This is a genomic window from Heyndrickxia acidiproducens DSM 23148 (assembly GCF_000374345.1).
Lineage (GTDB): Bacteria > Bacillota > Bacilli > Bacillales > Bacillaceae_C > Weizmannia > Weizmannia acidiproducens.
Genome location: NZ_KB894010.1, coordinates 25,744 through 38,049, shown reverse-complemented (window position 1 = coordinate 38,049; position 12,306 = coordinate 25,744). Strand labels below are relative to the sequence as shown.

At 45.2% G+C, this 12,306-nt stretch carries 12 protein-coding genes; 10 read left to right on the top strand and 2 right to left on the bottom strand.

Annotated features, from left to right (window positions below):
• The 6 genes from C232_RS18655 to C232_RS0112875 all read left to right on the top strand — a co-directional run.
• Positions 1-438, top strand: a 438-nt coding sequence (locus C232_RS18655; protein WP_018664583.1) for an ExeA family protein, incomplete at its 5' end; no start/stop codon positions are given.
• 369 nt (positions 439-807) lie between these two features.
• On the top strand, positions 808-1,248 hold the full coding sequence (gene sirA, locus C232_RS0112895) for a sporulation inhibitor of replication protein SirA (RefSeq protein ID WP_018664582.1): 441 nt from the start codon (positions 808-810) through the stop codon (positions 1,246-1,248).
• A 68-nt stretch (positions 1,249-1,316) separates the two neighbouring features.
• Positions 1,317-1,532, top strand: a complete 216-nt coding sequence (locus C232_RS0112890) for a YneF family protein (RefSeq protein WP_018664581.1) — start codon at positions 1,317-1,319, stop codon at positions 1,530-1,532.
• Positions 1,533-1,857: 325 nt separating this feature from the next.
• Entirely contained in the window at positions 1,858-2,565 is a 708-nt protein-coding gene (locus tag C232_RS0112885) for a cytochrome c biogenesis CcdA family protein (RefSeq protein ID WP_018664580.1), read from the top strand.
• A gap of 67 nt (positions 2,566-2,632) precedes the next feature.
• Positions 2,633-2,992 (top strand): response regulator, encoded by a 360-nt coding sequence (locus C232_RS0112880; RefSeq protein WP_018664579.1) that lies wholly within the window; start codon positions 2,633-2,635, stop codon positions 2,990-2,992.
• Between the two features lie 245 nt (positions 2,993-3,237).
• A complete protein-coding gene (locus C232_RS0112875; RefSeq protein WP_018664578.1) occupies positions 3,238-3,717 on the top strand; it encodes a CcdC family protein in 480 nt (159 codons plus the stop codon).
• A gap of 79 nt (positions 3,718-3,796) precedes the next feature.
• Here C232_RS0112875 and C232_RS0112870 read toward each other — a convergent pair whose 3' ends face one another.
• Positions 3,797-4,222: a DUF2621 domain-containing protein gene (locus tag C232_RS0112870; protein WP_018664577.1), complete on the bottom strand. Its 426-nt coding sequence runs from the start codon at positions 4,220-4,222 to the stop codon at positions 3,797-3,799.
• A gap of 133 nt (positions 4,223-4,355) precedes the next feature.
• Positions 4,356-4,940: a lysophospholipid acyltransferase family protein gene (locus C232_RS0112865; RefSeq protein WP_018664576.1), complete on the bottom strand. Its 585-nt coding sequence runs from the start codon at positions 4,938-4,940 to the stop codon at positions 4,356-4,358.
• Between the two features lie 185 nt (positions 4,941-5,125).
• Here C232_RS0112865 and C232_RS0112860 point away from each other — a divergent pair, with 185 nt between their 5' ends.
• The 4 genes from C232_RS0112860 (at position 5,126) to C232_RS0112845 (ending at position 12,204) form a co-directional block, all read left to right on the top strand.
• Positions 5,126-6,265: an exonuclease SbcCD subunit D gene (locus C232_RS0112860; protein WP_018664575.1), complete on the top strand. Its 1,140-nt coding sequence runs from the start codon at positions 5,126-5,128 to the stop codon at positions 6,263-6,265.
• A gap of 1 nt (position 6,266) precedes the next feature.
• The gene (locus C232_RS0112855) at positions 6,267-9,401 is read left to right on the top strand and encodes an AAA family ATPase (protein ID WP_018664574.1); all 3,135 of its coding nucleotides are present in this window, start codon (positions 6,267-6,269) and stop codon (positions 9,399-9,401) included.
• Positions 9,402-9,777: 376 nt separating this feature from the next.
• Positions 9,778-11,253 (top strand): D-alanyl-D-alanine carboxypeptidase/D-alanyl-D-alanine endopeptidase, encoded by a 1,476-nt coding sequence (gene dacB, locus C232_RS0112850; protein ID WP_026314604.1) that lies wholly within the window; start codon positions 9,778-9,780, stop codon positions 11,251-11,253.
• 12 nt (positions 11,254-11,265) lie between these two features.
• Entirely contained in the window at positions 11,266-12,204 is a 939-nt protein-coding gene (locus C232_RS0112845; RefSeq protein ID WP_018664572.1) for a S66 peptidase family protein, read from the top strand.
• Positions 12,205-12,306 lie beyond the last annotated feature (102 nt).

Here is a 12,306-nt window from a genome sequence, read left to right as displayed (position 1 = left end):
GTTCAGCCGGTAGTGGTCGTGGACGAGGCCCATCTTCTTGATCGGGAAATGTTGGAGGAAGTCAGATTCCTGCTGAACTTCAAAATGGATGCCCAAAGCCCTATGAGCCTGATTCTTGTCGGACAAAGTGAATTATGGGACCGCCTGCGCCTCCAATCCTTCACAGCAATCCGCCAAAGGATTGATATTCAATTCAAACTGGGGCATTACGACAGAGCTCAATCTGCAGAATATATTGCCATGCATTTACAATATTCAGGAGTAAATGAGCAAATCTTCACAGATGTAGCTTTGGATGAAATCCATCGTTTTTCCGGGGGAGCCGCAAGGATTATCAACAAGATTTGTACCCACTGTCTACTTTACGGAGCACAAAACAGGCATCGAATCATTGACGATCATATAGTAAAACGTGTGATTGAAGGGGAACTTTCGTGAAATGACAATGATTTAAATTTAAGTATTAAACTCATAGGGGAAGCCACAATAAAGCGCAAACTGGCTTCCCCCCTTAATTGACAACAATTCCGTCAATTTTTGGACAAATAACACCGTCAATTTCCCGCCATTTTGGGGCGTCAGTAACACGGATATACAGATAATCTGTATGAATCTATAGGTTTTCGGAACCAGTATCGGCTTAAAAGCTGGAGCATTTCAAAACGAGCGTGTACAATGAAAGTAAGGGATTTCAGAAAATTTAGCTGTTTCGACATGATTTTCAGAAAATACTATCATCATATGACAACTTTTTTAGCGCAGTTCCATTATAGTAAGGATAACAATAATGGTGGGAGTGATACTTGCATGCGGACTTATTATATCTATTTAATAGAAGATGAAATTGCAGAGTATTATTATGGCAGAGAACGCATGTTTTATGATTTGTTTCAGGAGTATTTGCGCGGCTCCGGGCATATGAAAAAAATTATCCGCCGGCAAATCCATTATATTACAAAACCGATCCCCGTTTTATCCTTGCACGTTTGTTTACAGCAAAGCTTTCCCGGCCAAAGTCATTTTACATCTGAAGCGGGCGCTTACCAATTTAAATCAAAGCAAAACGGAAACGATGTCGAAGTAAATATTGAGCAGCGGATGCTGAAACTGGTTGCTTCCGGAAGTTTTGATACCGAGACTATTATTTTTGAAGGATTGCGGAATTTTAACGGAAATCTCCTCGCTATAGATTATGACCACCAGCGCTACGGGTGGATGAAGCCGATAAAAGAGAGAAAATACGTATGAAACTGAAGAGAAATATTGTATAATAATGTAGGATTTAGTACACTGTATGTGAGTGAAGGAGGTATATTATGACTTGGGCTTATATTCTAGTAGCAGTGATTGCGCTACTAGTTGGGATTGCGATTGGATTTTTCATCGCACGCAAATATATGATGAATTACCTAAAGAAAAATCCGCCAATTAATGAACAAATGCTGAAAATGATGATGACACAAATGGGCATGAAGCCGTCACAAAAGAAAATCAATCAAATGATGAATGCCATGAACAAGCAAATGAAATAATACAGGTTTGCTTTAGTGCTTTGTATCATCCCGCAGCCACTCATCCGGCTGCAATAAATTTTATCATAGACCGCTTTTTCTGCAGACAAGCATGGCAGGAAGAGCGGTTTTTCAATTGTATGGGCTGATTTTCTGTACAGCCGGCACTCAAAATGAAATCATTTCATTAAAACAATTACGATTTTAAAAATTTTGTGTTAATCTTAAAAAAACATTGAATACAATAATGATGAGTGAGATTGGCTTTTTGATTTAGAAGGGCTTTTGCTCATCAATTGTGCCTGTTTCTGTTAAAATATGTTTATGCTGGACAAGGAGTGAACCAATGGCTGATGTAAACTTATTTCTGTCATTCGGCGCCGGCTTTATGAGTTTTATATCACCCTGCTGCCTGCCGCTTTATCCTGCGTTTGTTTCTTACCTGACCGGTGTCAGTGTCGGGAAGCTGAAAACAGAAAATGTGATGCTCAGACGAAGAAGCTTATGGCATACTGTATGCTTTCTATTCGGTTTTTCGGTTATTTTTGTTGCATTAGGTTTCAGTACGTCATGGATCGGAAATTTTTTTAAGGTATACCAGGATTTGATCCGGCAGCTGGGGGCAGTTTTCTTTATCTTTTTCGGTTTTATGATTGCGGGGCTGATCAAGCCGGCTGTACTGATGAAAGACTACCGCTTCCGGCTGAAGAACCGCCCGCTCGGCTATTTGGGCTCGTTTTTGACCGGATTGGTTTTTGCTGCCGGCTGGACGCCGTGTACAGGGCCGATACTCGCTTCTGTCATTTATTTGGGCCTTTCCCATCCTGGTTCTGCTATTGCGTATATGGCGGCGTACGTACTCGGATTTTCGATTCCCTTTTTTGTCTTATCATGCTTTATCGGCCATCTGAAGTGGATCCGGCTATACAGTATGAAGCTTGTGAAGATTGGCGGTTACATGATGATTGCCGTTGGGATCATGCTCTTTTTTGACTGGATGGCGGTGATTTCCGGCTATCTCAGTACGTTTTTCGGCGGCTTTCAAGGATTTTGATGTGGTCCAAAAGAAAAATTTATTTATTCATGTTGCAGTAATATGGATGTAAGGAGGAACGCATTCAATGGCGAATATTTTAATCGTAGACGATGCAAAATTTATGAGGCTGACATTAACAAAAATGCTTGAAAACGGAGGGCACACCATTGTTGGTGAGGCTGAAAACGGGCAAAGAGCCATTGAATTGTACCGCGAATTAAAACCGGATATTGTTACAATGGATATTACGATGCCGCAAATGACCGGGATTGAGGCAGTCAAAGCAATTATGGAAGAATCACCGGATGCAAAAATTATCATTTGCTCGGCGCTCGGGCAGCAGAAATTAGTTGTCGAAGCGATTGAATCCGGCGCAAAAGATTTCATTGTCAAGCCTTTTGATGAAACGCGTGTATTGGAAGCAGTCGGCCGGATCTTAAAATAAAGCAGCCGGAGGAGGATAAAGATTGGTGCTTGCCGCTTTACAAAAACGTGCGCTTTATGGTTGAATAAGGACATAAGAATATATCAAACGTAAAAATATTTGTTTTATATGAAATGAACTTAAGTTTTTACATCAAATCCAGGCATCTACTGCAGGATGACTACTTTTTACAGCGGGTAACAAAGTAGCAGTGTTTTGTCCATTTTATATAGTGTATAAATTTGACCATAAAGAGGGTTGTTGAAATGGAAGGCATTGTCATTTCGTTTATCGTTGCGATTTTGATGGGGTCTTTGGTGATTTTCGTCCGCTTGAAAGGCCAGCATAAGCCGGTTTCTGCCAAAAAGATTATCATGCCGCCGATTTTTATGAGTACGGGCGCGTTGATGTTTACGGTTCCTTACTTCCGGGTCACCCCCGCTGAAGTACTGGAGGCTTTTGTTGTCGGTTTGTTTTTCTCGATCTTTTTAATTAAAACGTCACGCTTTGAAGTGCGTGAAGATCAGATATACTTAAAACGTTCCAAAGCTTTTCCATTTATTTTGATCGGGCTTTTGCTGATCCGGCTGGCGATGAAAGTGCTTTTAAGCTCATCCATACAGGTCGGCCAGCTGAGCGGCATGTTTTTCCTTTTGGCATTCGGGATGATTCTGCCTTGGCGGGTGGCAATGTATATGCAATACCGTAAGCTGTTGCAGAATATAGATGAAGGTGTGCGTGCTTAAGGCAGCAACTAAAAACATCATTCTTAAAAGCAGAATGATGTTTTTTTCGTTGTAAATGGGATGGATGAATGATTCACTGTTAAAACAGATGTTCATGCTGCCGGTAATCAATGTTCAGCTGCTGTAATTTTTTTCTCAGAAATTTATGATCTCTTTTCGGTGTCGCCAAAATATACCCGCGGATCATTAAATCCAATGTCATTGATTCTGCTTTCTCCATTAATGCAACTTCGCCGATTTTTCCGGCGATTTTTTGGCGGGCAACCTCCCGGAATAGTTCGGGGACCGGGCTGACCAGTTCATTAAGCATGTCAGTATACTCCGGCGTCCATAAATGCTGTGTTTTTGCGAGATAATACGCCTGCCAATCGAGCACCGATTTCCCGTCGTGCTTCGGAAGCCTTTTCAAAAATTTACGGAACATAAAGTATCCGCCAACTGCAAAAAGGAAAACCAGACATACAATCCAAAACAAGATCAATACAGAAAACCAGCCGCTCAGCATGCCGCTCCCCCCAAAAAAGTAAGATTCTTTATACAGCTATTATATAAAAAAAGAAGCGCTTCACAAGCTGAAAAACAAAAAAATACTGTAAAAAACCTTTCCGCGCGTAAAAATGGTGCGGAAAGGTTTTTGATTACATTTTTTCCAGCCGGTCGAACGTCTCCTGCAGCTGAAGAATGGTTTTTTCAATCTCTTCTTTTGTCGCTTTTTTTCCGGTTTTCAAAATGATCGGGTTTCCAAAGCGGACGCGTTTTGGTTTTCTTTTCAATACGTCTTTGAATGTTGTGGGCCCGTCATAAATGGCCGGTAAAAGCGGCACATTTGCTTTCAGGGCTATGGTGACAGCTCCCCGTTTTAAGGATACATGTTCGGCCGTCCTGGTTCCGGATGGGAAAATTCCGACAACCTTTCCTTTTCTTAATAGTTTCAAAGGAATTTTTATAGCGCTTGGCCCCGGATTTTCACGGTTTACAGGGAAGGCATTTAATTTGGTCATCAGCCAACTCAACCATTTTTTGGAAAATAATTCTTGTTTTGCCATGTAATGGATTTGTACCGGCCAGACGGCAAAACCCAAATAAAGGATGTCCAGCCATGACCGGTGGGTACACACGACAACGAATGGAGAAGCAGGAATTTTCTCTTTGTTTTCGGTTTTTAATCTGCCTCCCAGCAAAAGCAAAATGATATGTGTAACATAATAGCCAAGATGGTACATTCGTTTCACCCCCACAAGCATTTTATACTATATAGGGGCAGGGATACTACCTATTTGTAAAAAAATATTTAGGGAAACACGAAAGAATCAGGTTTTAATGCGATAGGGACCCAAAAACACAGCCGCCCTTAAATGGCAGGATTTGATATAATAATAGAAAAAGGAAAGAAAAGCGGGGTTTTGCTATGAAATTTATACATACAGCCGACTGGCACCTCGGAAAATTGGTGCACGGCATTTATATGACGGATGAGCAAAGGAATGTGTTGGATCAGCTTGTCCGCCTGGTTGAAGCAGAAAAACCGGATGCGGTTGTGATTGCCGGTGATTTATATGACCGCTCTGTTCCGCCTACAGAAGCGGTAGAGCTCCTTAACGATGTTTTATATCGGATTAATGTTGAATGCGAGACGCCGGTGTTGGCGATTTCCGGCAACCATGACAGCGCAGAACGCTTGTCATTCGGTTCATCCTGGTACAAAAAGAGCGGGTTTTATATGGAAGGAAAGTTGGACGGAAACATTTCACTGGTCCGCTTAAACGGCGTAAACTTTTATTTAATCCCTTATATGGAGCCCGGGACGGCCAGAGCGCTGCTTGATGATTCGTCCATCCATTCCCATGAAGCAGCAATGAAAGCGATAGTCGGAAAAATTGAAGAAACCATCGATCCGAATGAACCCAATGTGCTGATCGGGCATGCCTTCGTGCTTGGCGGTAAAACAACCGACTCGGAACGAACATTGTCGGTAGGGGGTTCCGGTTGTGTTTCAAAAGAATGCTTTGCGCCGTTTTCCTATACCGCACTCGGCCACCTGCACAGCCCGGATGCGATAAAAGATGAACGCATCCGCTATGCGGGATCACTCTTAAAATATTCATTTTCGGAAGCAAAGCAAAATAAAAGCATATCGATCGTCGATATTGATGAAAAAGGCCGGGTGGAGATTGAAACCCGCTCACTACAGCCTCAAAAAGATTTGCGTGAGATTGAAGGGTATTTGGATGAACTGCTTGACCCGGCTTTTTACGGCAGACAGAAGGTGGACGACTATTTAAAAGTGACATTACTGGATGAAGGCGCGATGATTGATCCGATGAACAAACTTCGCCAAGTATATCCGAACGTGCTTCATCTCGAAAAGAAGCGCGAACAGCAGGATTTAAAGGAGAGGCAGTATTTTCAAGCCATACAGCAGCAGGAAAAAAATGAATTGGACATGTTTAAAGCATTTTATCAAAAAATGACGTCACTGCCGTTTACAAAAGAAAAAGAAATGCAAATGGCGTCCCTCATTGATGAAGTAAAAAGGGGGCAAATGTAAGATGAGGCCACTGATCTTAACGATGCAGGCATTTGGTCCGTATGCGGGCACGGAAACGATTGATTTTACACAGCTGGGAAACCGGACAATGTTTGTCATCTCCGGAAAAACGGGAGCGGGAAAAACAACCATTTTTGATGGCATTTGTTTTGCCATTTACGGAAAAGCAAGCGGCGAGGACAGGAGCGGGGTAGAACTAAGAAGCCAGTTCGCTAAAAGCGGCACGCAGACGGAAGTTGCACTTGAGTTTTCCCTGCGCAATCAGCATTATTATATTTGGCGCGCACCGCAGCAGGAAAAGAAGAAGTCGCGCGGAGAAGGGTATACGACGGTCAATGCCAAGGCTGAACTGTATGTCTTTGATGACGGCGGAAGAAAGCAGCTGCTCGCTTCCAATGTACGCGATACGGATGAAAAAATAAAAGAACTGCTGCAATTGGATGTCAATCAGTTCCGGCAGATCCTCATGATTCCACAGGGCGAATTCCGTAAACTTCTCACATCCGACAGCAAAGATAAAGAAGCCATTCTGCAGCGTTTATTCCACACCGAGCTGTATAAAAAGATTGAAGACAAGCTGAAAGACAAAGCGCAAGACCTAAAGCAAGACGTCGAATCGATCCAAATCGAACGCACCCGGGCACTCCACAGCCTGGCTGTTATGGATCATCCTGAACTGGCTGCTGCGCTGGAGGAAGAAACGCCCAATGATACAGTAGTCCTGCCGATGCTGGATGAACTGATTTCACAAATGGAAGAGTTCCTGTCGCAAATGAAAAACCGCTACAGCAGCAAAAAAGAAGCCCGCGACCGTGCAAAGAAAGAGTGGGATGAGGCGGAGGCCCTGCTGCAGCAGTTTACCGAAAAAGAAAAACTGCAACAGCAAAAACGGGCTTTAGATACAAAAAAAGCGGAAATCGAAGCGATTCAAAAAGAAATAGAACTTGCCAGGAAAGCCCGGGCAATTGAACCGCAGGAAGCGCTGTGCCGCCGTGCCGGGAAAGAAATGCAGGCACATTTGCAAAAAGCTGCTCTGGCCAAGGCCGCGGCAGATCGCGCGGCTGCAGCATTGTCCGCTGCCGGGCAGGCTTACCGGGCAGAACAGGAAAAAGAGCCGCTTCGCCTTAAAATCCAGGAAACGATCACGACGCTGACCAACTTAACCGGGCAGGTTGAAACGCTTGACGTGCAAAAAACGGAAGCCGCCAAACTGCAGGCGCAGTACCTCGGATACCGTACAGAGATAAATGCCAGGCAGGAAGAGCTTAACCGGCTGGAACAGCGCCAAATAAAATTGAAAGAAATCCAAAAACAGAGCGGCCAGGCTGGTATCCGGGTGGTTGAAACCGAGCGGAAACTGGATGCCCTGAAAGAGAGAAGCAAAACATATGAAAAGCTTTCCCTTGCACGCAAACAGTCCGAAAATGCGGCGCATAAATTGGCAGAATCCGAGCGCTTATTTAATTCCGCATTTTCCGTCTGGAAAGATGCAAAACAAACATATTCATTTTTACAGGAAAAATGGCAGCAGGGGCAGGCGGCCGTACTGGCACAATCATTGGCGGAAGGTGAACCATGCCCGGTCTGCGGCTCCGTTCATCATCCCAAAGCAGCTGCCATGCACGGCGAAATCCCGACTGAAAAAGATTTACAAGCTGCAAAAGCGGAATTGGAACGAAAAGAACGGGCCAAGCAGGAAGCTGAAACGGACCGGCTCCGGAAAAAAGCGGAGGATGGGGCGTTCAAGCGCGCTTTGGAGAACTTACAGCAGGAGATAAAACTGGAACAGAAGGATTTTAATCCGGAAAATTTGCAATACTATCAAGAAGATTGCAGTAATGAAATTGAAAAAAATGCAGTGCTTTTAAGGAAACTGCGGAAAATCGCAAAACAGCTGGAACAAATAGAAAAAGAAATCGAACAGCTTGAGGAAAAGAAGAGAAAATACAGGGAAGCGATCGAACTGCTCCAGCAAAGAGAACGCAAAGCCGAACATGATTATATTGAAAAGAATACTGCCTATCAATTGGCACTCGAAAGCCTGCCGGAAACGATCCGGACAAAAAATGAATTTGAAGAAAAATTACAGGGCTTAAAGCAGCAAAAGCAGCGTTTGCAACAAAGCCTGGAAAATGCAAGAAAAGAGAAAGAACAGGCAATGGAAAAAGTTTCGGCTTCACAGGCTGCACTGAAACAGCTGCAAGCTAATGCCGACAGTGCGGAAGCTTTACTGCATGAAGAACAAGAGAAATTCTCCGGAATGCTTGCTGAACAAGGATTTAAAGAGGTGGGGCAGTATCTTAAGGCCAAACGTGATGACAGCGCAATTACAGGCCTCGAACAAACCGTTCAAGCCTTTCGGGAGGATTACCGTTCTGTTTCCGACCGCTATTTGGAAATGGAAAAGCGGTTAAGGGATATAAAAAAACCTGATGCAGCTCGTTTAGCATACCGTGTTCAGGAACTCGAGCAGCAGCTTTCAGATCTTTCAGGGCAGCAGACGGAGCTGGCTGTTCTGCTGCGCAAAAATATCGAGATTAAAGCACGTGTCCACGACATGAATCTGACCATCAAAGATAAAGAAGAGCAGTATAAGCTGATCGGCCATTTAGCCGATATTGCAAGAGGCCGGAACGGGTACCGTATCACCTTTGAACGTTTTGTCCTGGCTTCGTTTCTCGAAGATATTCTTGGGGCGGCGAATTTGCGGTTGAGAAAAATGACAGGCGGCCGTTATCAGCTAAAGCGAAAGCCGGACCGTTCAAAAGGCAATGTCCAAAGCGGGCTTGAACTGATGATTTTTGATGCGTACACCGGACAGGAAAGGCATGTCAAAACTTTGTCGGGCGGCGAAAGTTTTAAAGCGGCACTTGCCTTAGCGCTCGGGCTGGCCGATATTGTCCAGCAGTATGCAGGCGGGGTTTCTCTCGAGACGATGTTCATCGATGAAGGATTTGGTACGCTCGACCCGGAATCGCTTGACCAGGCGGTTGAGACGCTGATGGATATCCAGTCAGGCGGAAGGCTCGTCGGCATTATCTCCCATGTCCCGGAGCTGAACGAGCGGATGGATGCCAGGCTCGAAGTTATCTCAAGCCAGCACGGCAGCTATACAGCCTTTCGTTTTTTAAATTAATCATTGGCAAAAAGCGCAGATGCAAAGCACTGCGCTTTTTGTATGCCGCAAAAGGCCGGGTGCCCCCGTTTTTCCTGATCCGCGGTCCGTGAAATCCGTACGCCGATGAACAGTCGCCTCCGCTTTTCTTGATCCAGCTGCGGGCGCTATCGGCTAGCGGATTTCTACGTCTTCTCCCTGCGATAAGTCAACATCGATTCGCCTTATTGGCTCACCGTGTTTCCTATATCTCAGTCAAAGACTACGAAATCCGTACGCCGATAATTAAGCGCCCTCCGCTTTTCTTGCTTTGCATATATTTTTTGGAAAGTGTGATGATAAGCAGGAATATGATGAGAGTAAGTGGAACATAGGAGGGGAAAGGAATATTTCTATTATGAAACTCAGAATGGTTGTGATTTTGTCCATGGTTTTGCTATGCATCCCTTCAAGCAAATACATATCCACTCATGCAGATGCCTCCACGGGGGGAGAGACATTGGCAAGAAAAATGCAGCCGCTGCTTCAGGCTGAACCGTTGCGGGGGGCGATAGCCGGTATCAGCGTTCGTTCGGCCCGAACCGGTGAAATTCTTTATGAATCGAATGGGCATATACGCCTGCGCCCGGCCTCCAATATGAAACTGTTGACAGCAGCCGCTGCGTTGGAGGTACTCGGGAAAGATTACCGCTTCCGCACAAAAGTTTTCCACAGCGGGCCGGTACGAAATCACAGGCTGGAAGGCAATTTATATATACAGGGGGGCGGTGACCCATCACTCTTAAAAACGAATTTTGATCAGTGGGCGGGACAGTTAAAAAAACAGGGCATTTCACGCATTAGCGGCGATCTGGTTGCTGACGATTCCCGTTATGACAATGTCCGCTATTCGCTGGATCTGCCATGGAGCGATGAAGATAAATATTATGGTGCACAAATATCTGCATTGACGGCATCCCCCAATACAGATTTCGATGCAGGCACCGTGATCATCGATGTATCTCCGGCTGACCAAATTGGAAAAAAAGCCGCCCTCCGTGTGACTCCGGATACCGGTTATGTGACGGTGGACAATCAGATCGTAACGGTTCAAAACGGGGAGCAGCACGATGATGACATCATAATCAACAGGGTACACGGTACCAACCATTTTGCGGCATCCGGCACCATTACCGCCGATACAGCAAATGTCCGGCATTGGAAAGCGGTTTGGGATCCGTCCTTGTATGCACTTTCATTATTCAAAAAGTCCCTAACGGAAAAAGGCATTACCATAGAAGGAGGTTTAAAACGGGGAGCAGTACCGAAACAGGCCGAACCCATCCTCACACATGAATCGCAGCCATTGTTCAGGCTTTTGGTCCCGTTTATGAAACTGAGCAATAATACGATTGCCGAAATGCTTGTAAAAGAAATTGGAAAAGTGCAAACACGGGAGGGGAGTTGGGAAAAAGGGCTCCATATTGTAAAAGAGAAAACGGCTGTATTGGGTGCTGATCCGGATCAAATGCTGATCAGGGATGGTTCCGGTGTCTCCCATGTCGATTTGATTCCTGCCAATGAGATCACAAAACTGTTATACAACGTGCAGCGGAAGGACTGGTTTCAGGCCTATCTGGACGCTTTGCCGGTTGCAGGCGAAAAAGCACGGATGAAAGGCGGAACACTCCGGGAACGGCTGGTCAATACCCCTGCAAGCGGCCATGTTTTTGCAAAAACCGGCTCAATTACGAGCGTCAGTTCACTTTCAGGTTATGTTCATACAAAAAGCAGCGGCACTCTTATATTTTCAATTCTCATCAATCAGATCCTGGATGAAGAACAGGCTAAAGACGTGGAAGATCAAATCGTGTCCATGCTGAGAGAACAATAAGGAGGGCGTCAGATGTTAAGAGGAAAAGCGTTACATCCGGGGGACACAATCGGTTTGGTGGCCCCCGCCAGCCCTGTAACGGCGGACCGCGCTATAGCAGCGGTTGAACAATTGCAAGCACTCGGATTCAAAGTCAAATGCGGACAGACCTGTAATTTGTCATACGGGGGATACTTGGCAGGTACTGCACTCGAGCGCGCCGCGGATATGAATCGCATGTTTACAGACGATAGCGTTGATGCGATCCTGTGCATGCGCGGCGGATATGGGTCGCCGCAAATTTTGCCGCTTCTGGATTATCAAAATATCCGTAAGCACCCGAAGTTATTCATCGGTTACAGCGATATTACCGCAATCCACTGCGCCCTGAATCAAAAATGCGGCCTTGCAACGATCCATGGCGCAATGGCAGCAGTTGAATTTCTGCAAGAAGATCCGGTCTCTGTTCAATCGCTCTTACGTCTCGTTTTAAAAGAAGCGCTCTATCATCCGCCTTTTGGATTATTTCCGCCGGATGAAATCGAAATCTTGACAGAAGGAACGGCGTCAGGAGAATTGGTTGGCGGCAATCTCTCGTTGATTGCAACATTAATGGGAACCCCATATGAACTGGATACAAAAGGGAAAATCCTTTTTTTAGAAGAGATTCATGAAGAACCGTACGCAGTGGACAGAATGCTGACCCAGCTCAAACTGGCCGGGAAATTTGAGGATGCGGCCGGGATTGTGCTTGGCAGCTGGACGGACTGCGGGCCTTGCGGGGATGAAAAAAGTTTTACGGTGGAAGAAGTGCTGCGGTTGTTTTTCGGTTCGCTGGATAAACCGGTGATTGCCAATATCCAAAGCGGGCATAGTACACCGAATATCGCACTGCCGCTCGGTGTTCAAGTGAAAATGGATACAGGCCGGAAATTAGTTTCGTTTGAAGAAGCGGTTGCCCGGACCGGTTGAACGCGTTTAAACCCGGATCAGCTGAATACCTTTCCCGTAATAGGCTCTCGTACAAACATATTTTTGTATTTGCCATATCGTATGGATAGACCTGTGCAAAGG

Bases quoted from the DNA above. Each gene is read 5' to 3' on its own strand.
- C232_RS0112885 (WP_018664580.1), top strand. From the start codon at position 1,858: ATGGCTGATGTAAACTTATTTCTGTCATTCGGCGCCGGCTTTATGAGT.
- C232_RS0112845 (WP_018664572.1), top strand. From the start codon at position 11,266: ATGTTAAGAGGAAAAGCGTTACATCCGGGGGACACAATCGGTTTGGTG.
- C232_RS0112860 (WP_018664575.1), top strand. From the start codon at position 5,126: ATGAAATTTATACATACAGCCGACTGGCACCTCGGAAAATTGGTGCAC.
- sirA (WP_018664582.1), top strand. From the start codon at position 808: ATGCGGACTTATTATATCTATTTAATAGAAGATGAAATTGCAGAGTAT.
- C232_RS0112875 (WP_018664578.1), top strand. From the start codon at position 3,238: ATGGAAGGCATTGTCATTTCGTTTATCGTTGCGATTTTGATGGGGTCT.
- C232_RS0112890 (WP_018664581.1), top strand. From the start codon at position 1,317: ATGACTTGGGCTTATATTCTAGTAGCAGTGATTGCGCTACTAGTTGGG.
- C232_RS0112870 (WP_018664577.1), bottom strand. From the start codon at position 4,222: ATGCTGAGCGGCTGGTTTTCTGTATTGATCTTGTTTTGGATTGTATGT.
- C232_RS0112865 (WP_018664576.1), bottom strand. From the start codon at position 4,940: ATGTACCATCTTGGCTATTATGTTACACATATCATTTTGCTTTTGCTG.
- dacB (WP_026314604.1), top strand. From the start codon at position 9,778: ATGAAACTCAGAATGGTTGTGATTTTGTCCATGGTTTTGCTATGCATC.
- C232_RS0112880 (WP_018664579.1), top strand. From the start codon at position 2,633: ATGGCGAATATTTTAATCGTAGACGATGCAAAATTTATGAGGCTGACA.
- C232_RS0112855 (WP_018664574.1), top strand. From the start codon at position 6,267: ATGAGGCCACTGATCTTAACGATGCAGGCATTTGGTCCGTATGCGGGC.